18 protein-coding genes are annotated in these 24,724 nt (G+C 67.9%); 9 read left to right on the top strand and 9 right to left on the bottom strand.

Annotated features, from left to right (window positions below; genetic code table 11):
* Positions 1 to 460 precede the first annotated feature (460 nt).
* From AB0G20_RS37970 to AB0G20_RS37955, 4 genes are all read left to right on the top strand, one after another.
* A complete protein-coding gene (locus AB0G20_RS37970; RefSeq protein ID WP_361311031.1) occupies positions 461 to 7,513 on the top strand; it encodes an RHS repeat-associated core domain-containing protein in 7,053 nt (2,350 codons plus the stop codon).
* 64 nt (positions 7,514 to 7,577) lie between these two features.
* Positions 7,578 to 7,865: a hypothetical protein gene (locus AB0G20_RS37965; protein WP_361311029.1), complete on the top strand. Its 288-nt coding sequence runs from the start codon at positions 7,578 to 7,580 to the stop codon at positions 7,863 to 7,865.
* 711 nt (positions 7,866 to 8,576) lie between these two features.
* Positions 8,577 to 9,098, top strand: a complete 522-nt coding sequence (locus tag AB0G20_RS37960; protein WP_361311027.1) for a hypothetical protein — start codon at positions 8,577 to 8,579, stop codon at positions 9,096 to 9,098.
* Positions 9,055 to 10,395, top strand: coding sequence for a Dyp-type peroxidase (locus AB0G20_RS37955; RefSeq protein ID WP_361311024.1), 1,341 nt, complete (start codon positions 9,055 to 9,057; stop codon positions 10,393 to 10,395). The genes AB0G20_RS37960 and AB0G20_RS37955 overlap by 44 nt, the downstream gene beginning before the upstream one ends.
* A gap of 546 nt (positions 10,396 to 10,941) precedes the next feature.
* Here the strand turns inward: AB0G20_RS37955 and AB0G20_RS37950 are convergent.
* The 3 genes from AB0G20_RS37950 to AB0G20_RS37940 all read right to left on the bottom strand — a co-directional run bounded on the left by AB0G20_RS37950 (position 10,942) and on the right by AB0G20_RS37940 (position 12,851).
* On the bottom strand, positions 10,942 to 11,769 hold the full coding sequence (locus tag AB0G20_RS37950) for an HD domain-containing protein (RefSeq protein WP_361311021.1): 828 nt from the start codon (positions 11,767 to 11,769) through the stop codon (positions 10,942 to 10,944).
* On the bottom strand, positions 11,766 to 12,110 hold the full coding sequence (locus tag AB0G20_RS37945) for a PadR family transcriptional regulator (RefSeq protein ID WP_361311018.1): 345 nt from the start codon (positions 12,108 to 12,110) through the stop codon (positions 11,766 to 11,768). Before AB0G20_RS37945 ends, AB0G20_RS37950 begins: the two co-directional genes overlap by 4 nt.
* Positions 12,111 to 12,425: 315 nt before the next feature.
* Entirely contained in the window at positions 12,426 to 12,851 is a 426-nt protein-coding gene (locus tag AB0G20_RS37940; protein ID WP_361311016.1) for a hypothetical protein, read from the bottom strand.
* Positions 12,852 to 13,653: 802 nt separating this feature from the next.
* On the opposite strand from AB0G20_RS37940, the gene AB0G20_RS37935 reads away from it, so the two are divergent.
* Positions 13,654 to 14,343 carry a hypothetical protein gene (locus tag AB0G20_RS37935; protein WP_361311014.1) on the top strand — a complete coding sequence of 230 codons (690 nt, stop codon included), beginning with the start codon at positions 13,654 to 13,656 and terminating at the stop codon, positions 14,341 to 14,343.
* A gap of 189 nt (positions 14,344 to 14,532) precedes the next feature.
* On the opposite strand, the gene AB0G20_RS37930 is transcribed toward AB0G20_RS37935, so the two are convergent.
* Positions 14,533 to 16,062, bottom strand: coding sequence for a methionine--tRNA ligase (locus tag AB0G20_RS37930; protein WP_361311011.1), 1,530 nt, complete (start codon positions 16,060 to 16,062; stop codon positions 14,533 to 14,535).
* A gap of 295 nt (positions 16,063 to 16,357) precedes the next feature.
* On the opposite strand from AB0G20_RS37930, the gene AB0G20_RS37925 reads away from it, so the two are divergent.
* Positions 16,358 to 16,504: a hypothetical protein gene (locus tag AB0G20_RS37925; protein ID WP_361311009.1), complete on the top strand. Its 147-nt coding sequence runs from the start codon at positions 16,358 to 16,360 to the stop codon at positions 16,502 to 16,504.
* Between the two features lie 91 nt (positions 16,505 to 16,595).
* On the opposite strand, the gene AB0G20_RS37920 is transcribed toward AB0G20_RS37925, so the two are convergent.
* Both AB0G20_RS37920 and AB0G20_RS37915 read right to left on the bottom strand, forming a co-directional pair.
* A complete protein-coding gene (locus AB0G20_RS37920; protein WP_361311006.1) occupies positions 16,596 to 17,651 on the bottom strand; it encodes a YaaC family protein in 1,056 nt (351 codons plus the stop codon).
* Between the two features lie 299 nt (positions 17,652 to 17,950).
* The gene (locus AB0G20_RS37915) at positions 17,951 to 18,127 is read right to left on the bottom strand and encodes a hypothetical protein (protein ID WP_361311003.1); all 177 of its coding nucleotides are present in this window, start codon (positions 18,125 to 18,127) and stop codon (positions 17,951 to 17,953) included.
* A gap of 44 nt (positions 18,128 to 18,171) precedes the next feature.
* Between AB0G20_RS37915 and AB0G20_RS37910 the strand changes: the two genes are divergently transcribed.
* On the top strand, positions 18,172 to 18,543 hold the full coding sequence (locus tag AB0G20_RS37910; protein ID WP_361311000.1) for a hypothetical protein: 372 nt from the start codon (positions 18,172 to 18,174) through the stop codon (positions 18,541 to 18,543).
* A gap of 67 nt (positions 18,544 to 18,610) precedes the next feature.
* Here the strand turns inward: AB0G20_RS37910 and AB0G20_RS37905 are convergent, their stop codons facing one another.
* Complete coding sequence (locus tag AB0G20_RS37905; protein WP_361310997.1) at positions 18,611 to 19,894, bottom strand: MFS transporter; 1,284 nt, start codon at positions 19,892 to 19,894, stop codon at positions 18,611 to 18,613.
* Positions 19,895 to 19,950: 56 nt separating this feature from the next.
* Between AB0G20_RS37905 and AB0G20_RS37900 the strand changes: the two genes are divergently transcribed.
* Complete coding sequence (locus AB0G20_RS37900; protein WP_361310995.1) at positions 19,951 to 20,961, top strand: DUF5937 family protein; 1,011 nt, start codon at positions 19,951 to 19,953, stop codon at positions 20,959 to 20,961.
* Between the two features lie 679 nt (positions 20,962 to 21,640).
* Here AB0G20_RS37900 and AB0G20_RS37895 read toward each other — a convergent pair.
* Positions 21,641 to 22,666, bottom strand: coding sequence for a Gfo/Idh/MocA family oxidoreductase (locus AB0G20_RS37895; RefSeq protein ID WP_361310992.1), 1,026 nt, complete (start codon positions 22,664 to 22,666; stop codon positions 21,641 to 21,643).
* A 50-nt stretch (positions 22,667 to 22,716) separates the two neighbouring features.
* Positions 22,717 to 23,499, bottom strand: coding sequence for a TIM barrel protein (locus AB0G20_RS37890; RefSeq protein ID WP_031143643.1), 783 nt, complete (start codon positions 23,497 to 23,499; stop codon positions 22,717 to 22,719).
* Between the two features lie 182 nt (positions 23,500 to 23,681).
* On the opposite strand from AB0G20_RS37890, the gene AB0G20_RS37885 reads away from it, so the two are divergent.
* Complete coding sequence (locus tag AB0G20_RS37885) at positions 23,682 to 24,707, top strand: LacI family DNA-binding transcriptional regulator (RefSeq protein ID WP_266898947.1); 1,026 nt, start codon at positions 23,682 to 23,684, stop codon at positions 24,705 to 24,707.
* Positions 24,708 to 24,724: the final 17 nt, after the last annotated feature.

The raw sequence follows: 24,724 nt of genomic DNA, 5'->3' as shown, positions 1-24,724 counted from the left end.
GAACGCAGTGCCATCCAAGATCCTGACCCAGGATGGGGGGGGTGGGTCCTCACCATGATCGCGCTTCACTGGCCTGACTGGTGGAGCACTGTTTTCTCGCCGACCGTGCATCAGGCGACAGAGACCAGAAGGTACGGGCTCTCGCGACATGGCTGCTCAGCACATTCCGCGAGCGCTGACACCTCCGCTCTAGCACCTCCGCCCATCCTGAGGGCTGTGTCGCATGGGCGCGAGCTCACCAGTGAGGCTGGGTCGAGGAGCCGAGCGATACCCAGAGAGCATCGGGCTGCTTCCGGCCGCGTCTTCCTCACTTGCGACACGTGTGACTGCCCAATCTCGGCCACATGCCGGGAACTTCTGTCACGTACATGACCGAGTGTGGTTATGGTGTGACGGCTCGTGCGATGTGGCTGGGGTTCACGGGGCCTGGGTGCCCTGTGCAGTGCCTTGGGGAGGGCGCATGCGGTCGCGGGTCGGGCTCTTACGTGTGATCAGGCGTGGTCGGCATCGGCTGGCGACGGTCGGTGTTCTCGTCCTGGCGCTGGCCGCGGGGACGGTGTCCGCCGAGGCCCTGCCGCCGGAGCCTCCGCCTGCCAAGACCACGCCGTCAGTGAGCGCTCCTCCTTCCCAGCCCCGGGACCAGGCGCAGGCCGAGCCCGCGGCAAAACCCAAGGCGTCGGCCGCCGCCGAGCCCACGACGAACAACGCCGTCTACGCCTATGACGCGGCAGGCCGGTTAGCCGGTGTCACTGATCCGGGCGGTCAGACGGCGCGTTACCGCTACGACGCGGCCGGCAATCGGCTGGGCATCGACCGCTTCGCCTCCAGCACGCTGTCGGTGCTGTCGGTGGTTCCTGTCCGGGCAGCCCCCGGAGCGAAGATCACACTGTCGGGTACCGGCTTCTCCCCCACCGTCGCCAGCAACACTGTGACGATCGGCGGCAAGACCGCGGCCATCACTTCCGCCTCCGCCACCCGTCTCGTCGTCACCGTCCCCTCCGGGGCGGTCAACGGGAAGGTCACCGTGAGCGCGGGCGGTGCGTCCGCCGACGCGGTGGAGGCGTTCATCGTGGCGTCGGCCGGGCCGAGCGTAACGAAGGTCGAGCCGGCCTCCGGCGCGCCCGGCAGCGAAGTCACCCTGTCCGGCGCCGGGTTCGCCTCCGCAGTCACCGACAACGTGGTGCGGTTCAACGGCCTGGTCGCCGAGGTGAAGAAGGCTTCTGCTTCCTCGCTGACCGTCGAGGTGCCGCCCCACGCCCGTACCGGGCGGGTGGAGGTGGACACCCCCGCTGGTTCGACTGCGGCGCCGGGCGACTTCACCGTCACCGCCGACGGCGAGGGCGCTCTGTACGACACGACGATGCGGGCCTCGTTCACCGACGCGGACCCCTCGCAGGTGGCGGTGGTGACGGCCGAGCACAAGGCGCGGATCCTGTTCGACGCCGAACGGGGCGACACGGTCGGGTTCGGTCTGCAGGGAGGCTCGTTCACCTCCCAGACCTCCATCAGTCTCGTCTCGCCCCAGGGCGTGACGGTCGCCTCCAACAGCTTCGGTGGCACGGCGGCCGACTGGGAGGTCACCGGCCTGCCGGAGTCGGGGACGTACCAGTTCGTCATCGACCCGCGTTCCACCGACACCGGCTCGGTGGCGGTGATGCTGTCCAAGCCGGTCAATGCGGCCGTGTCCTTCGAGGGGCCGACGGTGTCCACGGCCTTGTCCCGGATCGGGCAGGACGGCGACTGGACCTTCACTGCGGCCAAGGGCGAATCGCTGAGCGTCGGCGCGGATGCCAAGGCGATGGGCGGCTATCTGCGCTGCTACGTCTACCGCCCGGACGGCACGCAAGGTGAGTATCTGCCCGTTCCCAACGGGGACAGCAACTCCCTGGACATCGACTCGCTTCCGCAGAGCGGCCAGTACACGCTGCGCTGCGACCCCGACGGCGGCGGCACTGGAACGGTCAAGATCGCCATCTCCCACTACGTCCAGGGCGGGGTGCTCAGCGCGACCGGCGCGTCGCCGACCTTGAATATCACCCGTCCCGGCCAGGACGGCATCGCCACCTTCACCGCTCAGGCCGGGGAGTTTGTCAGCCTTGCCGCGACGGGGGCGACGATGCCGTCGTACGCAACCGTCACGATCACCGGGCCGGACGGTAAGTACATCACCAGCATCACAGCAGCGCCGAACCGCAACGACGCCTGGGACAGCGGGGCGCTGGCGGCCGGCACCTACACGGTGCGGGTGGCGGACCGCAGGGTGGACGTCGGCAAGGTGACGTTGACCCTGTCCAAGCCGGCCGACGTGGGCGTGCTCGCGCGTGGCGGTGCGGCGGTGAAGGCAACGGCGGCCCGGGCCGGGCAGAACGTTCATGCCTCGTTTACCGCCAAGGCGGGTGATGACCTGTCGCTGGAGGTGGCGGCGAACACCTTCACCAGCAGCCTCTGGGCGGACGTGCTGGCCCCCTCGGGCACCGCGGTGGTCAGCTCCCGGCTGATCTCGGCCGGCGCTTCCGGCTCGATCGCCTTGACCGACCTCGCCGAAGCCGGCACCTACAAGGTGCGGCTCAACCCCAGCAACGCGGCCACCGGCTCACTCAACCTGAGCCTGAAAGCGGCGACCGCGGCTGCGAGAACGGATGCGTTCACCAGGGACGCGCCGCGGGTTTCGGTGAAGAGTGCGTGCCGCGCCGAGCGCCTGGCCCGCACATTCTCTCTGTCCTTGCCGGACTGGCTCAAGGTGCGCGCGGATAAGTGTGACCGGCTCGAGCAGCAGGCGAAAGCCAAGGCTCAGAAGGCGAAGAAGGCAGCCGGCATCGTGCCGAATGGGCGCGATGCCTGGCGTCCGGCTACCCACAACCTCAAGGGCCGGGACTGGCTCACCGGGCGGGGCGCAGGGCCGAAGGCCCCGCCCGCGCTGCGTGCACCGCCCGGCAGCACCGCGGTGACCGGGCACGTGCTGAAGCTGGACGGCAAGCCACTGCCCAAGGTCACCGTCCGGGTCGGGGCGAAGACCACGAAGACCGACAGCCGGGGACGCTTCCTGCTGTCCGGTATCAATGCCGAGGCCACCACCCTGGTCGTCGACGGAGCGAGTGCGAAGACCGGCAAGCGCAGCTACGGGCGCTACGACATCCGGATCCGGCCGGTGGCGGGCCGCAGCACCGATTTGGGCTTCCCCGTCTGGATGACGCCGCTGGACACCAAGCACACCGTCACCTTCGACACCCCGACCCGGTCGGACGTCACGCTGACCACCCCGCAGATCCCGGGCCTTGAGGTCCGTATCCCCAAGGGATCGGTGGTGCGCGACGAGCATGGCAAGCCGGTCACCGAGCTGGGCATCACCGCGATCCCCGTCGACCGGCCCCCCTTCCCGCTGCCCGAGAACAGTGCCGTGCCGGTGTACTTCACCGTCCAGCCGGGCGGCACGTACCTGTTCCCCAAGGGCGCGCAGATCGTCTATCCGAACTACACGCACGAAGCTCCCGGTACCCGGATCGACTTCCTGGCCTACGACCCTGAGCGCAAGGGCTGGCACACCTACGGGCACGGCACGGTCACCCGCGACGGCAAGCAGGTCGTCCCTGACGACAAGACGCGCGTGTGGGCCTTCCACGGCGCCATGCTCAGCATCTCCGACGTCATCCCCTTCGACCTCTCCGCTATCTCGGACATCGTCGACTGGCTCTCCGGTGACCCCGTCGACCTGCAGACCGGCCTGCTGACCGACTCGCGCACCGATCTGGGCGTGTCCGGCCCGCTGGGCTCGGCCGAGGTCACCCGCACCTACTGGCAGGGCGACACCCGCTCCCGCGCCTTCGGTATCGGCCGCGACCTGTCGTACAACATGTACCTGCACTCCAAACGCCTCTACACAGAGGTGGACTTGTATCTGCCGGGCGGCAAGAAGGTCCACTTCGTGCGGACCTCACCGGGCAGCGGCTACGCCGACGCTGTCTTCGAACCCGAAGGCACGCCCACCGCCCTTAACGGCGCCAAGATCAGCCAGGAGTCGAGCAGCTGGCACCTGCGTCTGAGGGACGGCACCGACTACGTCTTCCCCTGGTACGGGCCCTTGCAGGAGATCCGCGACCGGCACGGCAACGCGCTGCGCATCAAGCGTTCCAACGGCTCCAAGGGCGACATCACGTCCGTCACCGCTCCCGGCGGACGCTGGGTCTCCTTCAGCTACGACAGCGCCCAGCGGATCACCAAGGCGCAGGACAACACTGGCCGCAGCACCTCCTACACCTACGACGATGCCAGCCGGCTCAAGACGGTCACCGACCCCGCAGGCAAGGCCAGTTCCTTCACCTACGACGGCGCGACCAACCGGATCGCGACCGCCAAGGACGCCCGCGGCATCGTCTACATGACCAACAGCTATCACGCCAACGGCCGGGTCAAGAAGCAGACACTAACCGAGGGACAGGAATACTCCTTCGCCTACACGCAGACCCCGGCCGGCCAGATCACCGCCACGGAGGTCACCCAGCCGGGCGGCGCGGTACGCAGAGTGGAGTTCGACAACAGCGGCTTCGCCGTCAACGAAACCCATGCGTACGGCACGACACTGGCCCGGAAGACGGTCTACGAGCGCGGCACCAAGCACCGCATCGCCGCCGTCGTGGATCCCTACGGCCGCCGCACCGAACTGTCCTACGACGCCAACGGGCACATCACCTCAGCACTCGAGCTGGCCGGCACCGCCAATGCCCGCTCCACGGGCAAGACGGCCTTCGACGGCCCCTACGACCAGCCGACCCAAGCCACCGACCCGCTGAACAACGCCACCGTCCTCGGCTACAACGCTGCCGGCGATCTTGAAACCGTCACCGACCCCGAAGGCCGCAAGACAGGCTTCACATTCACCGGCGACGGCCAGGTCAAGACGGTCACCGACAACGCGAACGCGACCACTGAATTTACGTACCAGCATGGTGACCTGGCGCAGGTGAAGGACGCCGAGGGGCGCATCACCCGGCAGTTCACCGACGCAGCGGGCCGCATCAGCGCCCTTACCGACGAGGCGGGCTCGCAGACCACGGTCCTGTTCGACGCGCTCAACCAGCCGAGGGAGATCACCGACCCGCTGGGGCACACCACCGCGCTCGGATACGACGAGAACGGCAACCTCACCACCCTGACCGACGCCCGCCTGAACACCACGAAGTGGGACTACGACCAGGCCGACCGTCCGAAGACGGCTACGGACCAGCTGGGCGCGCAGGCGCTGTTCGAGTACGACGCGGCCGGTTTCCTGAAGAAGGCCACCAGCAGGTCCGGCAAGGCCGCCGTCGCCGAGTACGACCTGCTCGGCCGGCCCAAGAGCACCAAGTACGGCGTCGACGCCGTCGGCCAGGCCGAGTCCACCGTCACCTACGACTATGACGCCCGTGACCTGCTCAAGCAGATCACCGACAGCAAAGCCGGCAACCAGGCCTTCACCTACGACGTCCACGACCGCCTGGCCACTACCACCGGCCCCACCGGCAAGGTCACCTACGACTACGACAACGCCGACCGCCGCAAACTGATGACCGCAGCCGGAACCAGCACCACCTACGGCTACGACAAGTCCAGCCTCCTCAAGTCGGTCAAGACCGGCACCCAGGAGGTCACCTTCAGCCTGGACAACGTGGGCCGGGAGAAGACCGCCTCCCTGCCCGGCAGCATCACCCGCACCACCGGCTACGACACCACCGGCGTCATCAAGTCCATCACCTACGCACAAGGCACCAAGACCGTCGGCGATCTGACGTACACCAGGGACGTCCGCGGCCTGCAGGCCGGCCTGACCGGCTCGCTGACCAAGGTCGCTTTGCCCGCCGCGGAGAGCGGAACGCAGTTCGGCGACGACAACCGCATCACCACCTACAACGGCCGCACCTTCACCTACGACACCGACGGTCAGCTCAAGAACGACGGCCTGCGTACTTACACCTGGAACGCCCGCGGAGAACTGACCGGTCTGGCCAAGGCAGGCACCGCGTCATCGTTCGGCTACGACCCGCTCGGCGGCCGCATCTCCAAAACGATCGGAAGCACCACTAGCCGGTACCTGACCGACGGCGCCAACCCGCTGGTCGAGCAGAAGGCCGCCGGGGAAACGGCAGCCAGCGTGGCCACCTCTGGTCTGGATGAGTTCCTCACCCGTACCGAAGGCGGCAAGACCCAGGTCTACCTCACCGACGCTCTCGGCACCGTCGTGGGCCTGGCCAACACCGACGGCACCATCGCCACCACCTACGCCTACGACCCGAACGGCACCCCCACCGCCACCGGCACCACCACCTCCAACCCCTACACCTTCACCGGCCGCGAAGACGACGGCACCGGCCTGCTCTTCTACCGCAACCGCTATTACGACCCCCAGACGGGCCGATTCATCTCCCAAGACCCCATCGGCCACGCCGGCGGCACCAACCTCTACCAATACGCCCTGTCCTCCCCCACCACCTACACCGACCCCTCCGGAAACAACCCCCTCATCGCCGGCTGCATCATCGGCGGCGCCGTCGACGGCGGACTCGACTGGCTCACCCAGCGCCTGTCCGGCCGCAAAGTCAACTGGGGCCAAGTCGGCCAATCCGCCGCCCTCGGCTGCCTCGGCGGCATGCTCGGCGCAGGCATAGGCGCCAAGGCCGCCAGCAGAGTCGGCTGCACCTCCCCCAACAGCTTCACCGGCGACACCCCCGTCCTCATGGCCGACGGCACCCGCAAACCCATCAAGAACGTCACTGTCGGCGACACCGTCCTCGCCACCGACCCCAAAACCGGCGAGAGCGGACCACGCAAGGTCACCACCCTGATTCAAGGCGGCGGCGACAAACAACTCGTCGACATCACCCTCGCCATCGATGGCCCCATAGGCAGTAAGACCAGCAGAATCACTGCCACCGACGGCCATCCATTCTGGGCCCCCGACCTCCATCAGTGGGTAGACGCCGGCGACCTCATGACGGGGGAGTGGCTGCAGACCAGCGCCGGCACCTGGGCTCAGGTCGCTTCCATACACCACCGCACGCAATCCGTCTCTGTTTACAACCTCACCGTCGAGGGCCTGCACACGTATTATGTGCTGGCAGGGGCTACGCCGGTACTCGTTCACAACTGCAACACATCGCTGGCAGAGTACGCAGACAGTCTGCGTCCGGGGTTCAATAAGGTAGACGGTCCGTTCTTTGCGGCGAAATACACTTCTTCGTCAGGGCGAACCTATTTCGGTCATTCAGGTCATGGCCTCACTCCAACTCCTGGTGGGGAAGTGGATTCTCTTGTTCGGCGGTTCACGCCGGAAGGTGGCCGTTACCATGCGGGATGCGCTGAGACGATGTGCCTCATTCAGGCTGAGGCCGCCGAGGGTGCCGCTGGGGTCAGAGGAGGGACGTTCGAAGTGGTGAAGGTGAGAGGATTGAATTCTCCTCCGGGTGGCGCCCACGGCACCCCTGCCAGCCCGTGCCTAACGGTCTGCCAACCCAGGCTGGATCATCAGGGAATCGGCTACTGAGGGAAATAATGTGAGTAGGCAGCACCTCCGAGTGAATCGCTTCGGTTTCGCCGAATATGAAGACATGATTGAGATTTCCAGAAATGTGGATATTTCCGAACTGGAGAGTATCCTCGGTTCAATCGTGGAGTTCGCCCTCTCGGAGGAGTCCGATCTTCTCGATTCACTATCGGAAGGCGCCCAGTCGGACTTTATGGTTCCTTTGGGAATGTCTGCGAGAATGCTGGCAAGCCGAGATTATTCGGAGATGGAGTTCCTCTCTGCCGCCTGCACCGTGAGGTACTGTGCCGAGCTGCACTTGTCAGAGTTTCCTGACGAGCTCGTGCAGATGCTATCTCGTCTGCCCCGGTAGCGACAGCAAATTGAAAGCGTCGCCCGGTGTATCTTGGCGCGGCCTTCGCAGGCTGTGACGGCAGCAGCTGACGGCAACAACCCCGCACAACCACGAACACCAGCGCACGTCACCGGACCAGCAAACCTGGATTACATAAAAGCAGGTAGATGGGCCCAAATAGCACCATGGTAAACAGGCAGAAGGGCCGTTGGCGGATGCATTCCAGCAGGCTGGTCACCACGGAAGATGCGCGGAGGTTCACTGCCTAATTCAAGCACGGCAGCGGAGGGGATCGGCGCCATCAGGGGAGGAATCATGCGCACAGTAAATATACGGAATAATCTAATGCCGACGTCGAATACGGCTAGACATGGCGAACCAGCTCACCCCTGCGGCCGTTGCAGTCGACTGTTGGACGGTGTGGGAATCGACTGATGCCCCGTCTGGCCACATGTACTTCAACTCCGCCGACGCCGCTCTGCCGCTGGGCTCCGGGAGTTGCCCTCTCGCCCTGAGGCGAGTGGGCAGACAGCTCAACCACCACGGTGGTTGAGTCGAGATCGGTTGCATCGCCGACGCCCTCAATGCAGGCGAAAGGATCATAGGGAGCAAGAGCCTGGCTATGGCGACAACCCTGGCAACAGGCGACTGCAGCCGGGGTGCCCCGCCTGTCAGCGTCTCATGGCGCGGTTGGGCATCATCGACACCTTCTGAAACGGGTCAAACAACGTGGGTACCATCCTCAGAGATCTGCAGCGCGTGCGGTGGACACGCCTCCAGGCAGCTAAAGAGTCGACAGCGCGTGCGGTGCCGGCTCTCCTGTCGAAAGCGGCATGGTCCGACCGGGACACGGCACGGCAGGCCGTGGACGAACTGGGTGACCTTGTCTGCGAACTGGGCCTTGTCATGCAGGAGGCGACTGCCCCCACCGTGCCCTTCCTCACTGAACTGGCCGGTGCGCCCCACGTCAGTTGCAGGACAGAGGCACTCGAACTCCTTCAGAAGATTTTCGCCGGACGGCAATGGAGCGCTGCATCACAGGCCTTTTCTTCCCGGCACGACACTCACTTGGCCCGGCAGGTCGCGTGGGAAAAGTCGGCTCAGGAGTCCGTCCTGGCAGGGCGGCACGTCTTCGAGATCCTGGCAACTTCGGTGGACCCTGTCGTCGCCCGGGCCGCCGCCAAGCTCCTGCAACCCTTCGCGGATCATGACCAGCAGTCCGCCGGGGCCAAGGAAAGAGGCGACAAGTGAGGAAGGTGCGCAGGCGGGCCGTCATCGGCGGCACGGTGGCCGTCGCGGCCCGAGGAACCGGCGGGCTGGTCGCTTCACGCGTCACGCCCTGGGAGGGCCTGTCCATCCGGCAAGACCGTGGTGCCGCACCGCTTCCTCATGCGTACGTCATCCCCTTAGGCCTAGTCGTGCGCTTTTCATATGGTGGACTCCCCCACCACAACGGCGGTTTGTGCTCGCAACACGGGGTCACCCCATGCGTGTAACGAGGCGGGGAGCTCTAGCCGTAGGAGCGGGAGCTGTCGGCCTGGCGGGGGTGAGCGCTATTGCCCTGCATCGCGACTCCTTCGAAACTACCGACGCGCCGGCTCATCTGCGCGGCGCAGCACCAATGCCGTTTACGCAGATCCACTCTCTTGATTTGCCTACGCGCGGAGAGGGACGCGCCGGAGTTTTGCGTGCCGCACACCGTGCTATCGCTGCCATTGACGGAGGCGACATCTCCGCCTGGCTGGCGCTCGGCGAGGGCGCTCTGTCCTCGCGCGTCGATAGGCCACGGCATTTGAGGAAGATGCCCTTGTTTGCGGGTGACGTCCTTGATCCGGCCCTGTCACACGGCGACCTCCTGCTCCATGTCACCGGGTCCTCAACTCGCACTGTCCGGCAAGCCGCCGACCAGATGCTGCGCGCGTTACCACAACGGCAGGTGCGTTGGCGTGTGGATGGCACTCGCCCCGAGAGCCGCGTCGAGGAGGGACGAGGCCTGTCCCGCAACCCGTTCCACTTCACCGAAGGACATGGAAACCCGGCCACGGCGGCCGAGATCACCGAACGCGCGACCGTGAGGACTGGTCAAGGTGAGCCGTCCTGGGCTGTAGGGGGCAGCTACCAGGTGATCCGGATCATCCGACTCGCCACCGACTTCTGGGATCGGGACACCGAGGAGGAGCAGGAACGCATCACCGGCCGACGCCGGAACGGACGGTGGCTGGATGGCACCCCCAGCACCGAACGAGCCGTCTTCGCTACCGACCCGCACGGCAAGATCACCCCACTAGACGCACATGTCCGCAGAGCGGCACCAGACCCCCGCACCCCTCCCCCGATGGTCCGGCGCAGCTACAACTACCACCGGGCCGCGGACGACCAGGGGCTGATCTTCTCGTGCTTCCAGAGTGATCTGGAGAAGGGTTTCGAGGCGGTACTGCGCAGGCTCCAGGGAGAGGCCATGGCCAAGTACACCCTCACCACGGGAGGCGGCTACTTCTTCGTTCCGCCACCGGGCGAGGCCTGGCTCAGCGCGCTCACTGAGAGCTGACACTCCCAGCGGTTGCGGCCCTCGATGAACGTGGACCTCACCCGGGGTGTCCTGGTCAGTTGCGCTTTAGCGGGGCCGGTACGACGCCCGGCTCACCCCGGGCCGGCGATGCGGACGGAATCGGTGCGGCTCAGATGGCGGCGGTAGGGCCATGCAACTTTGAAGGACCTTTCGTGGCTGCGTTCCTACGCGCCCAGAGTAGGGCTGCGAGCTTCGATCAACAGTGCTGGTCGGCGTAGGGCCAGGTACCAGGGCCGCCGAGCAAGTTTTCCCTTCATCTGGATTCTCGGAGCGGCGACGGTGGAAGCGCAGGAGACTGCACTGGCTCAGGGCCGGCGTCTCTTGCCGAGACACGCCACGCGTGGATCAGCTGGCGCAGTCGGCGGGCCGGTGTCTCGCTCGGTATGAATAGGACGGCCGCGACCAAGACTAGGGCGCCGACTGTGAATGCTCCGGTCGTCCGGTCCAGCAGGTCTCCGCTCATGGCGGTGATCGCGAAACCGACCATCCCGGCCAGCGCACTGCCGATGCGTGCCGATGTGCTTGTCATCGTCGCCCCCAGCTTGGGTGGCGCAGCGTCAGAGTCAGTCGGGGCGTGGTGAGCAGGATGTGCGCGGTGAAGCCGGTGCGGGCGCGGCGGGTGGGTAGCGTGCGGAGTTCGGCGTGCCACTCTTCTCGCCAGCGCGCTCGTTGCGAGGCGGGCAGCAGCAGGGCGAGTACGGTCAGCAGGCGTGAGGTGGCCCGTGCAGGCGTCGTGGGCTTGAGGACGGCTGAGGAGAGGTCGTGGAGTTCGCGGCCCACGTCAGTCAAGCCCGCCGCCTGGGCCAGGGGTGTGACCAGCTCGAGGGTTTCACGGGCGACACGGTGCTGCCTTGTCGAGGGTACGAATGTGATGGTGCGCATGTTGTGCAGCCGGTCGGCGAGGCGGATGGCCAGCACGGCTTCCTCGCGTGTGGGCTGAAGCGGCCTTGGTCCGTTGCCTACATTGAGTGCCTTCAACGGGATCTCGTCGAGACGGGTGGTGCGCACTGCTGAGATCAGATCGGTTGTCTCCTGGCCAAAACGCTCGGTTATGCGGCCTGGCGGGCAGCGGGTGTCCTCGATGTCATGCAGCAGGGCGGCACAGACCACGGCAGACGGCATGCCGATGTCGGCGACGATGGCAGCGACGGCGACGCAGTGGTCGAGGAAGGGGTCACCGCTACGGCGAGTCTGACCGGCATGCCATATCGCGGCCTCGTCGTAAGCGAGCTGTATCAGGGAGAGGTCGGTATCCGGGTGGTGTGTCCGGACAACAGCCAGAAGGCCGCTCAGGGATGAGGTGGAGCAAGGGCGCCGGCCCTGTCGTGGCGATAAGCGGCGCCTGACACTCATGACACTCCCCCGTCGCTGACCGGGCGGGCGGCCCACCCCGGCAGGGGCTGCTTGCGGGCCCGGTAGGCGCGTGCCAGGGCGTCGCGTGCGCTCTCGGCGCCATCCTTGGTGATCTGGTAGAAGCGACGGCGCGGACGGCCGGCTTCCTCGTGTACGGCGGGGTCTTCCCAGGTGCTGTCCACCCAGCCGACTTGTTCCAGGCGGGCGAGGATCGGATAGATCGTGCCCGACGGCAACCCCGCCAGCTCGCACAGCTCGAGGCCGTAGCGCTGCTTGGCGGGGTCCTCCAGCAAGGCCCGCAGGACCAGTTGGGTCTGCAGGGTCATACGTGGACTACCCATACTCGTACTCTACATAGCCTATATACGAGCTGTCTTAGCCGCCCTTGAAGGCGTCGTAGCCGTTCTGCAGGTGGATCCGGTCGCCGTACTTGAGCTCGTTCGCCATCTGGAATTCCCCTTGTCCGCCGATGTCTGACTCGAACCCGGACGGTCCTTACTGAAAGCCCCTCAACGCCCCCGCTGTGGCGCGCAGCTCCTGCTTTCGCCCAGGCCGGGAGGTCGAGATGCCACGCCGAAGTTCGATGACGCACGCCATCCCCGCCCCCTCCTTTTTCATGCCGAACGTGTTCGGCTTGCCCGCTCGAAAGCAGGGGCCTAGAACCCGGGGCTCACCCAGTGCGCCATAACTCCCGTACGCCCGTCGCCGTTGCTGAGGACGGAGGCACTGCCCGTCCCGATGCGGTACGCGTGGAGCATGATGACGTCGTTGACGTCGAACTTCTCGAGGATCGTCTGCCCGGCGGTGGTCTGCATGATCGCGTTCCCGCCGGTGAGGGCTTCCGTGCCGGGGATGAGCTGGCCGTTCTTGAACAGCGCGGTGCGCACGAGCACACCCGACCCGCCGGTGTACGAACGAGCGTTGTAGGAGATCTCCCACACCCCGGGGTGGAGGATCTTGAGTTCCTCGACCTCGGAGATCCGCTCATCGGCGCGCTCGGCGCCGGAGAGGGTGCGGTTGAATTCGACCGGGATGGTCTGGAGCCACGTCGAGCCCTGCCGGTAATTCGCTGGAGTCGTCATGCCATTCCGTTCCGTTGCCGCGCCGGATACACACTGACCGTGCCGGGTGTTCATGCCGCCGGCACCGGACCTATAAGAGCAGCGCCACCCGCAGTGGCGGTAGGCAGCCCGGGGATCGGCAGGCCAATCCGGCCTTACGGGTTTGATCCGGCGTTCCGGTCCTGCGCCAAGGGCCTCCCGCACGCAGAAACCCTTCTCCACACAGGCGTTCACCCGTGATGGCGCTCCACAACGGCGGGAATGCGGCTCTACCGCCGCCCTTTCCGTCACCTACAGGAGTGAACGACGCCATGCCCGTATTGACGTCAGCCCCGCTGTCGTCGGGTCAGCCGGAGTCGGGCGTTGCCTGTGCCGGGGTCAGCGGTGCGCCGTCTTGGTGCACCGCCTTTCAAACGGTTACGCACCCGTCTCTCGAGTGCCGGCCCAATGCGCTGCCCAGCACTGGAGGGGCCCGCAACTTCTGGGCCGTCTCGCTCGCCAGCCAGGCGACCTCAGCCACGATGCACTCGACGCCCTCGGACGACAGGCCGCCACCGCTTACGTGCGCGGCCTGCTGGTGACCGCAGGCATTCTTCCGAAGCGCGACGAGAACCTCGCCCTCCTTACGAACTGGCTTGCACGGGCCCTCGCAGGCGTCCCTTCCCACCACGTCACGCTCATCCACCCCTTCGCCGAATGGCACGTGATCCGTGATGCCCGACGGCGCTCGGCACGGGGCCGCTACTCCTTCAACGCCTACTAGGGGGACTGCGGCAACATCCGCGCCGCCATCCAATTCCTGGCCTGGCTGGACGCACACCGGTTGACGCTCGCAACGCTCGAACAGGGCCACCTCGACACCTGGTCGATGGACAGGCGTGGAGTACGCACCCGCTCCATCCCCTTCATCCGCTGTGCAGCCGCGCGACGTCTGATCGCCGACCTGACCATCAACCACCCACTCAGCCAGCTCCCAGGCGAGTTCCAAGTCGAGGACATCCATCGGGAGGAGCTACGCCGATGCCTCAACGACACCTCGCTCCCCCTGGCGGTGCGCATCACCGGCGCCTTGATCCGTCTCTACGCCCTCCCCCTCACGCGGATCGTCGAGCTGACCGCAGACCAGTTCCACCGTGCTGACGACAAGAACGCCTACTTGACGATCAATCGCCACCCCGTGGTGCTCCCGCCGAAGTTGGCTTGTCTCATCGAGGAGCAACTCCGCGAATCCACCACACTGCATCGACAACCACAGGAGATGGAGAGGTTCCTCTTCCCCGGTCAGATCCCCGGCCGTCCCCGCAACCCTGTGGGCCTCGGAGACACGATGAAGCGCCACAACCTGCCGGCCCGCGCAGCACGGAACACCGCCATGATGGAAGCACTCGCCGATCTGCCACCCATCGTGATCTCAGACCTCGTCGGCATCAGCCCAGTCACCGCCCAGCGCTGGGCACGGCTCGCGGGCGACAGCTGGTCCGACTACCTCGCCGCCCGCCAGTCAGCCCAATGAACGTGAACAACGCATCATGCTGCTCCGTGACCATCACGAAAGTGCCGGATGCCGATGAGGTCGCCGATGAGGAGCGGCGGTAGCGCTCCGGCCATGCCGAACGATGGGCGCTCAGCGCCCTGGGCGCCCCGCTCCCGAAACTGCACCAAGATTGAGAGGAGGGCGACCAGGGCCATGGAGCACCGGACGTCATGCTGGCTGTGTGTCCTCCTGAAGGCGAGGGAAAAGCGGCTCGGATGCGGGCAGACGCCCCTCGACTGGTGTCAGCTGTTCGGTAATCCGTGTCGCGGCATCTGGGATGAAAGGGCGTAGTTCATCGGCCAGCACACGACATGCAGCGACCAGTGTGACGAGGACCGTGTCGAGCCGCTTCGCTGCTTCACTGTCGCCCTTCCGCTCTTCCCGAGCCAGTTCCCATGGCCTGGTGGCGTCAATGCATCGGTTGGCTTCCTCCACGATGTCCCAGACAGCGCGGGTGGCACGCCGGAAGTCGAAGCTGGCCAAGGCGGCATCGACGAGGCCAGGCGTCTTCTGGCAAACGTCCACCAGCACCAGCCCACTGGAATTGTCAGGCGCAGAGGCGGGGACAATCCCGCCGCGAAAGCGGTGAGCCATGGTCACGATGCGGTGGACGAGGTTGCCCAGTCCTCCGGCGAAATCCGCATCTGCGCGGGCGGTCAGGCGGTCTGGAGTGAAGTCGGCGTCTCCGACCCGGGGTACATCGCGTAGGAGCCACCAGCGCACCGCGTCTGTGCCATAGGTCGCGGCCAGCGCAGCCGGGTCGACAGTGGTTCCGGCGGACTTGCTGATCTTGCGGCCGTCGACGGTGAGGTAGTCGTGGACCAGGATGTCGGTGGGCAGCGGGAGCCCGGCCGACAGCAGCATGGCCGGCCAGTACACGGCGTGGAAGCGCACCACTCCCTTGCCGACCAGGTGGACGCGGCGCTCGCTGGTTTCCCACCACTGGTCGTAGGTGTTGTCACCAGTGCCGTATCCGAGGCTGGTGACGTAGTTACCGAGGGCGTCCCACCACACATAGACGACCTGGCTGGGGTCGTCCGGCACGGGAATGCCCCAGCCGCGGGCGCGGCTGTGGGAGCGGGAGACGGAGAAGTCGTGCAGGCCACGTTCGATGAGGGCGAGGACCTCGTTGCGGCGGGCGGCGGGCTCGATGCGCAGGTCGCCGCTCGAGATCAGGTGATGGAGGCGATCGGCGTAGCGGGACAGCCGGAAGAACCAGTTCTCTTCCGCGACGAGCTGCGGTTCTGTGCCGTGCTCGCCGCACCGTCCATCGACCAGTTCGTCGGGGGTGTAGAACTGCTCGCAGCCGACGCAGTACAGGCCTTCGTACTCTTTGCGATAGAGGTCGCCTGACGCCGAGCACTTGCGCCACAGTCGTTCGACTCCGACGCGGTGACGTGGGTCGCTGCTGGTGCGGATGAAGTCGTCGAGTGAGAGTGCCAGTGGGCCACGCAAGGCGGCGAACCCGTCGGCGTTGCGGTCGACAAACGACTGCACGTCGACGCTGGCCGCTTCGGCGGCCAGGACGTTCTTCAGAGAATTGTCGTCGGTTCCGCTGAGCAGCCGGACCTGCTCGCCCCGTCGGCGGTGGTGACGGGCCAACGTGTCAGCTTGGACGAGCTCCAGGGCGAAGCCCAGGTGCGGGCGGGCGTTGACGTAGGGAATGGTCGTGGTGATGTAGCGGCGTCGTGCGGTCATCAGTCCTCCTACCGGGTAGCGAGGCCTGGTCGCACAACAATCGAGGCCCCGTCCCGGGGCCTCGGATTCGGTACGCGTCCGTTCTCAGCAGCCCCGTCGACGGGGCATCATCCGGTACTGAGGCGAAAGCGTGATCATGCATGCGAGCGTAGCAACAGAGCGCCGTCTCAGCACGCTATTTCCGCCCCGTCATGGCAGCCGCACGCACCGGGGCATCTGGGACAGTGCTGGGCGAGGCAGGTGTCACCCGGTGCCCCACGCACGCCGAATTGCGCAGGGTTAGAACACTGCCTCTTTGCCGTTGGAGGTCCCGCTGCTGTCGGTGCACGCTGCCGTGGTGTTCCTGGCGGCCGTCATCATCGGCCTCGTCATGGGCGGGCTCATGTTCCTCCACGAGAAGTCTGTGCCCGCGGCCGTCGCGACGGGCCTGGTGGCCGCTTGAGCCAGCGTTCCCGTGCTGCACAAGCTGATCGGCTGACCGGCGGTGGGGCCGGGCTGGTCTGTCTGCCGGCCCCACCGCCATGGCTCCTGGATCAGGTGCTCACTTCGGTGATGGCGTCCGAAATCAGGACGGGCAGGTGGTTGATGGCGCGTTCCAGGAGCCGCTCGATCGGGACCGCGTGCCGGCTGGTGTCAATGCTGATGAGCGTTCCCCAGACCGCGGGTTGGTAGCGGGCGAGCATGGACAGGGCGTACAGCACGGCCCACCAGGCCATCAGGGGGTGCAGTTCCCGCTTCATTGAGCCCAGGACGGGCAGGAAGTACCGGCTCCCGGCGTAGGCGCGGGTCATGGTCCGCAAGTGGGCCAGTCGTTCGGCTCCGGTCGCCATTCCGTCGAATCCGGTGCCCACGCCCTCGGGCATGAGCCAGTTCATCACCAGTTCGCCGCCGCCGTGGTTGTAGCGGGTGTACTCCGGAGGCTCCTCCGGACCGAGGCTGAGCGCGCGGGTGGTCACGTAGCTCTCGTGCTGGGCGACGGCCGGGTACGAGGCCAGGAAGTCAGCCAGTGCCTCGCGGGTACCGGCGTCGATGACCCGGTCGGGGATGTCGCACACGGGGACGCTCAGCAAAGAGTGCTCGTGCGTGCCGACGCCGCCGTCCCCTACGACCGTGTACAGCGGGGTGAGCCGCTCTCTGGTGGTGAGCGGGTAGCGGAGGTTCGGCGGCAGCAGGTCCCAGACGTCTTCCAGGCGCAGCGGGTCCATCTCCCACACGGGTGAGTCGAGGACCTCGCTGACCTTCACGAAGCTGCCCTGGGTGCCGGACGGATCGGTGCGGATCTCGATGTCGGGGAAGGGCAGGTGGAACCCCGTGGTCTTGATCCCGTGGGTGTCGAGGCGCCAGTCCTCGCCCTTGAGGGACCAGGCGGCGGCCGTGATGGCGCGACCGGCCTGGCTGAGGCCATAGAAGGTCAGGACCGATCTCGTGGCCGGGCCCACGACGGAAGCGGCGCGGAACAGCTGCTGAGCCTGCTCCAGGGCTGCCGAGTACGTCTTGCGGCGGGAGCCGGTGTTGGCTCTGGCCGGTGGATCGGAGCGGCTGGCCCGCAGCCGCTCCCACGCCTCATCGGCGTCGAGATCGCTGTGCATGGCCGGGACGCTACCCGCCGTCGAGTTGACGCCGCAGGGTGAATTTTTCCCTCGCGTACGCGGGCGCGGATCTAAGCGAATGAGTCCAACTTGACCATTTTTAAAGGCTCTTGACGGTCTTTCAGAGGTTATGTGACGGTCTCGTTCGCCGCTCCGGGCGGACCACGAGAGAGGAAGATCCCCATGGCACGACGCACCGAGTACGACGAAAGCCAGGCCGCCGGACGACTTCGGGTGCCGATCGCCTCCTTCCGGTTGGCGCGGCACACCGGCCTCGTCCCGGCTCCGGACGCCTCCTCCTACCAGTGGTCGCGGGCCGCCGTGGAGACGATGGACGCGGACGCGATCCGGGCCTCGCTCCCCCACGAGCTGATCTCCGCCGCAGCGGCCGCGGACCGGATCGCCCGGGCCCTGGGAACACCGAACGTGCCCGACGAACCGCCGGTCGTGAGCGCCTTCGCGGTGCGCCGGCTCATCGCCTGCGGGCTGCTGACCGACCTGACGGCGAACCCGGAGGCACGTGCTGATCAACCCCGACCAAGTGACGGCGCTCTGCGGCATCGAGGGCCTCGCGCAGCGGCTCGCCGACGAGGCCCCGCTCGGGCCGGACCAGGCCGCCACCCGGCTGGGCGTGAGGAGGGTGGACTTCGACTACATGCGCGACTTGTTGTGGGTACGGCCGGCGGAACGGCGTGAGGTACGTTTCGGCACGTCGCGAGCCGGGGCAGTGCTGGTCCCGATGTTCACCGCGGCGTCCGTCGACGCGTTGCCCGGCGCGCACCCCGAGGTCGACTGGGAGCAGCTGCGCGACACCGGAAAGGGCCGGCGGTCCCCGCTCGCCGCTCTGGTGCAGGCCAAGCAGCATCAGGACAAGGAGGCCGCCGTAGTGTGAGCGGGCGCCACTGTGACTGAGCGCCTCAGTTGGCCTACAGGGCACGACCGCGCAGGTGCGTGCCGGTTCACGTCTCGGTGGTGGATGCCGGTGATGCCCGGCGGGGTGGCGTGGTGGCCAGGGGAAGCTCTCTCAGCGTACGGACGGGGGAGCAGAAGACCGGGAGGAAGGCGCCGGCCAGGCAGATCGCGCCCGCCCAGACTGCCGTGCGTACGCCGGCCGCCTGGCCGACGAGGCCACCGAGGGCGGAGCCAATGGCCAGGGCGCCGGTGAGCAGGAATCGGAAGGTGGCGTTCATTCGGCCGAGCAGCGGGTCCGGGGTCAAGTGCTGGCGCAGGGTGACGCCGAGGACGTTGTCGATGCCCGTCTTGGTCATGACCGCGAGCCACCCGGCACCGGCCACCCACAGCCACGGCCCCTCGCCGATCAGCGCGACGCCAAGTGCGGCGGGTGCGAACCAGAGTCCGGCCAACCCCAGGGTGCGACCGTGGCCGAGGCGGGTGGCGAAGCGGCGGGCGAGGCCGGCGCCGAGCAGGATGCCCAGGCCGCCGGCAGCCCAGTACGTCCCGAGCGCCCCGGCGGGCAGGCGCAGTTCGCGGGTGAACAGCACCGGCAGTACGGCGTTGATCATCTGTGCGCCGAGGTTGGTGAGGGTCGCGGTGAGGGCCAGCGCGCGTAGCTCGCGGCTGCCGAGGACGTGGCGCAGCCCTTCCGCAATATCGGTCCGCAGCCGTCGCCGGTCGGCCGATATCACGGCAGGAGCGTGTCGTCGGCCGATGCCCGTGAGGCCGGCGGCGGAGATCAGATAAGCGATGGCCCCGCCGAGGATCGCAAGGGGAGCCGTGAAGAGCTGGACCAGGAAGCCGCCGGCGCCGCGGCCTGCGATGTTGGCGCCGGCCATCAGGCTCACGAGGGCGGTGTTCGCCGGCACCAGACGCTCGCGGCCGACCAGTTCGGGCAGGACGCTCTGCGAGCCGACGTCGAAGAACACCGTGGCGCAGCCGTTCAGCAGCACCACCGCGTACAACTGCGGCAGCGACAGCACGCCCAGCCACCATGCGACGGGGATCGAGGCGAACAGCACGGAGCGGGCGGCGTCGGCGGCCACCAGCACCCGGCGGCCGGGCAGTCGGTCCACCCAGGCCCCCGCGGGCAGGCCGATGAGGAGGAAGGCGGCGGTGGACAGCGCGGCCAGCGCACCGGCCTGGCCGGGGCCCGCGCCGAGGGTGGTGACGGCGAGCAGCGGGATCGCCACGTAGCCGACATTGCTGCCGAGGTGGCTGAGGGCGCCCGCGGTGAAGAGCACGCGGAAGTCGCGCAGCCGCCACGGGGAATGAGGTGCTTCGGACATGCCCGCTACCGTGCGCGACCACCAACCGCTCCACCTATTGATTTACCCTCAGCTAAATGATCGAGATCGAACTCGGCTTGGAGGACGTGGCCCGTACCCGCTTCGCGATCTCTCCGTTGTGGGAGGTGGTGGCCAGCGTCCGGGTGCTCAAGGGCGCGGACGAACACGGCCTGCATCGCACCTGGGCCGAACAGGTACGCCCGCGGCTGGCGACGGCGGACCTCGACCTGAGGCCGCTGTTCGACCTTGTTCCGGTGCCGACGCGCTCGCCCTGGGCCGGCCGCGTTCCGGGGTTCATCTGCCCGCCGCCCACGACGCCGCTGCCGTCACTGGATGTGGAGCTGGCCACCGTCCGGGCCACCCCGTCGGCGCTGCTGCACACGACGGCCGAGGTGCCGCCTGCGCGGATGGCGGCGCTGCGCGCCGACCCGGCGGCCGAGCTCGGGCGACTGGCCGACGTGCTGGAGACGTACTGGGAGCTGGCTCTGGCACCGTACTGGTCGCGGATCCTCACCTTGCTGGAGGGCGACATCCGCTACCGCGCCGGCCGCCTGGTCGAAGGCGGCGCCCAGCACCTGTTCGCAGACCTCGACGCACAGGTCACCTGGGCCGCAGGCACCCTGCACCTGGAGCACCGCACTGTGCGCGGAGCGCGTCGGCTCGACGGCCGGGGCTTGCTGCTGGTGCCGTCCGCCTTCGTGTGGCCGCGCGTGTTCTCCGTGCTCAACGAGCCATGGCAGCCCTCGCTGCGCTACCCGCCACGCGCCGTCGGCACGCTATGGCACACGCAGCCCGCGACCGTGTCCGATGCCCTGGCGGGGGTGTTGGGCCGCTCCCGCGCGACCCTCCTGACCGAGCTGACCGCCCCCGCCTCGACCACCGGCCTCGCCCGCCGCACCGGGCTGACTCCCGGCGGTGTCTCCCAGCACTTGACGGCCCTGCGCACCGCTGGTCTGGTCAGCGCCCACCGTGCAGGTAGAGAGGTGCTGTATGCACGCACCCGGGCTGGAGAGATCGTCGTGGAAGCCGCAGGCTCAGGATCACCACCCTCCACCACCCGAGTGTGAACCACTCACCGGCGCGATCGGGCCCCGTGGCCAACTACAACGCTCAGCAGGCCAACTCAAGCGCTGACGGGCCAACTGAAGCGCTCAGTCACAGCCACCCGTGTGGGTGATGACAGCCGGGCAGCGCGGCGAGACGCTCAGTAGAAGGTCGAGAACACCACAGACCACTACAGAGCCCGGTCGCGTAGCGCGGCCGGGCTCGCGCCTTCGCGGCGGCGCGGCTGCACCGCAGCAGCTGCGCCGCCCGGGCCGCCTGCTGGCAGTGCGGGAGTACGCCAGCAGGCGGCCGGTGTCCCGAAGGCGCAGGCTGATGGGATGGAGTGGTCCGTAGACGTCGCCCTGGCCCGCTCCGTGACGCAGCTGCCGACGGGCCCGTGGGCGTATGAGATCAAGTTATGGACAGGGTTTGCCATTGCCCGTTGTCCATGGCCCAAGTCAGGACGATGAAGGGCGGCTGGCCCACTCGCACGGATCGCCGCACTCGTCGGTGTCGGTGTCGGTGGACTGATCGCCTCCGTCATTGCCCTGTCCGTCGGCTCACCCTCTTCAGACGTCTACAAGTCACCGACACCCCCGCCGCACTCGAGCAGCGGGGGTGTCGCATGTTGGACTGACCTGGCCGTCACCCCGCACTTGTCACGCTGCGCCGGGGTCCGCGCTGCGGCCGAAGACCCGTGCTTCACAGGTCTTGGAGCTTGTCGACGCGGACGGGACCGCCGGTGGTGACGGACTGGACGGCGGCGAGGGCGATGGCCAGGGCAGCGCGTGCGTCCTCGCCGGTGGCGGAGGGGGTGCGCTCGGTGCGGACGCTGTCGGTGAAGTCGGCGAGTTCGGCCACATAGGCGTCGTGGAAGAGGTGCTGGTCATAGGTGACGCACTCGGCGGCGACGCCGTCCGGGCCGTATGCGGTCAGGTGGGTGCCTCGGACGTCGCCCATGGTGAGCATCCCGGCCGAGCCGAGGACCTCGGCGCGTACGTCATAGCCGTAGACGGCCTGGAAGCTGGCCTCGGCGGTGGCGAGGGCGCCGTTGTCGAAGCGGACGGTGACAACGGCGGTGTCGAGCAGGCCGCGGTCCTTGAAGTCGGGGCGGATCAGGGCGTCCGCCATGGCGAAGACCTCGACGGGTTCGGCACCGGGATTGAGGTGGCGCAGGACGTCGAAGTCATGGATGAGGGTCTCCAGGAAGATCGTCCACGGCGGCATGCGGGCCGGGTCGGCCAGAGCGGGGTCGCGGGTGAGCGAGCGCAACAGCTGCGGTGTGCCGATGGCGCCGGCGGCGATCTTCTCGTGGGCGGCCCTGAAGCCCGCGTCGTAGCGGCGGTTGAAGCCCACCTGGAGGGGCACGCCCGCATCCGCGGCGGCCGCGATGGCGCGGTCGGCCTCGGCGAGGGTGACCGCCATCGGCTTCTCGCAGTAGACCGCCTTGCCCGCCTTGGCGGCCGCCTCGACCAGGTCGGCGTGGGTACGGGCCGGGGTGGCGATCACCACCGCGTCGATGTGCGGGTCGGCGAGCAGTTCACCGATGTCGGTGTAGGCGGTGGCGCAGCCGAGCCGGTCGCCCAGGCTCCGCGCGGCGCCCGGGGTGGGGTCGGCGATGGCGACGAGCCGGACGCCCGGGAGGCGGTGGGCGAGGGTCTCGGCGTGGAACGAACCCATCCGTCCGGCGCCGAGGAGGCCGACGGCGAGAGGCTGCTGGGTGGTCATGCGGGTGCTCCGTACGTCGTCGTCAGGGTAGGTACAGGCTGTGGAGACAGTCAGACGGTGAAGGCGGAGCGGAAGCGCTCCAGAGCGAGCTCGCTGTCGCTGGAGGCCCACGCCTCCATCGCGACCGTGCCCTCGTAGCCGAGGCCCGCCAGGGCGCGGGCGACGGCTGGGTAGTTGATCTCCCCGGTTCCGGGTTCGCGGCGGCCGGGGACGTCGGCCACCTGGATCTCGCCGATCAGGCCCAGGGCATGGGCCCTGCGGACCAGCTCGATCAGATTCCCCTCGCCGATCTGGGCGTGGTAGAGGTCCAGATTCATCCGCAGCCCGGGCCGGTCCACGGCCGCGACCAGGGCCAGGGTGTCGGCGGCCGTCGCGAACGGCACCCCGGGGTGGTCGACGGCGGTGTTGAGGTTCTCCAGGGTGAAGACGACCCCGGCGCTCTCGCCCAGCTCGGCGAGGCGGGTGAGCGTGCGGTGGGCGGCGATCCACATCTCTCCGGTGACCTCACCGGTCACCGGCACCACCGGCAGGCCCTGGCCGTCCAGTCCGGTGCCGTGCAGGTTCAGGCGAGGGCAGCCCAGTTGCTCGGCCGCCTTGAGCGACTCCTCGGCGGTGCTCAGGAGTTCGGCCGCGCCCTCCTCGTCGGTCAGACTGCCGCGGATGTAGCCGGTCATGGAGGAGAAGTCGGCCGGGGTCCGGGCCAGAGCGGCAAGGTCGTGCCGGGTCCAGTCCCAGATCTCGACCTGGAAACCGGCGTCATGGATGCGCCGTGCCCGCTCGTCGATCGGCAGATCCAGGAAGACCATCTCGGCGCAGGCCGCCAGTGTGTACATCGCCACGTACCCCTCTCCGCGACTTCAGACTAGAACGTTCAAGGAACTAGAACGTTCTAGAACTCCGTGGAACAGCAGTACGCCAGCTGTCGCCCTCCCCTGTCAAGGCTCCGGTGGCCCGTGAAAGCTAGAACGTTCTATAGTCGACTCCGTAGGAGACGACTCCGACCAGGGAGGACAGGTTGCCGGCGACCCCAGCGGTCCCCAACGGAAAGCGACCGACGCTCGCCGACGTGGCGTCACGGGCAGGGGTGTCCACGGCGCTGGTCTCCATCGTGATGCGCGGCGCGAAGGGGGCCGGCGAGGCCACCCGCGAGCGCGTCCTTCAGGCCGCGCGGGAGATCGGTTACCGACCCGACGCCCGGGCCCGGCTGCTCCGCAGCCACCGCTCCCATCTGCTCGGGGTGCAGTTCGGCCTCCAGCATCCTTTCCACTCCGACCTGGTGGAGGGCATCTACGCGGCGGCCGAACCGGCCGGGTACCAGATCGCGCTGAGTGCCGTGGCCGCCGGGCGCGGCGAGCAGCGCGCCGTCGAGACGCTGCTCGACGACCGCTGCGAGGCGCTGATCCTGCTCGGCCCGCAGGCCCCCGCCGCGCGGCTGGCGGAACTCGCCGGGCAACTGCCGGTCGTCTCCGTGGCCCGCCGGCTGCGGCCGTCCGTCCCGGGCCTGGAGGTCGTACGGACCGCCGACGACGAGGGGGCCCGCCAGGCGGTGGACCACCTCGTCGCTCTGGGCCACCGCGACATCGCCCACATCGACGGCGGCCGGGCACCGGGCGCAGCCGACCGGCGCCGCGGCTACCGCACCGCCATGAACCGCCACGGCCTGGGCGAATACATCCGCATTCTCCCCGGCGGTCTCACTGAGGAGGAAGGCGCCGAGGCCGCGCGAACCCTGTCGGCCACTCGCCCGCGCCCCACCGCCGTACTGGCCTTCAACGACCGCTGCGCGACCGGCGTACTCGACCTCTTCCTCCGCTCCGGCGTCGCGGTCCCCGGCGACATCTCCGTCGTCGGGTTCGACGACAGCCATCTGGCCCGCCTGGCCCACATCGACCTCACCACCGTCGGACAGGACATCGCACGCCTCGCCGGGCTTGCCGTCGGCCGGGCCGTCGCACGCCTGGAGGGCGCGGAGATCCCCGCCGGGGAACAAGTCATCACCCCCCGTCTTGTCGTCCGGGGAACGTCCGCCCCGCCCCGCTGAAGGCAGATCCCGGGGTG

The sequence above is a fragment of the Streptomyces sp. NPDC024017 genome (assembly GCF_040638895.1).
Lineage (GTDB): Bacteria > Actinomycetota > Actinomycetes > Streptomycetales > Streptomycetaceae > Streptomyces.
The sequence above is the reverse complement of the archived record's forward strand: the minus strand, read 5'-3'. Positions and strand labels throughout refer to the sequence as shown.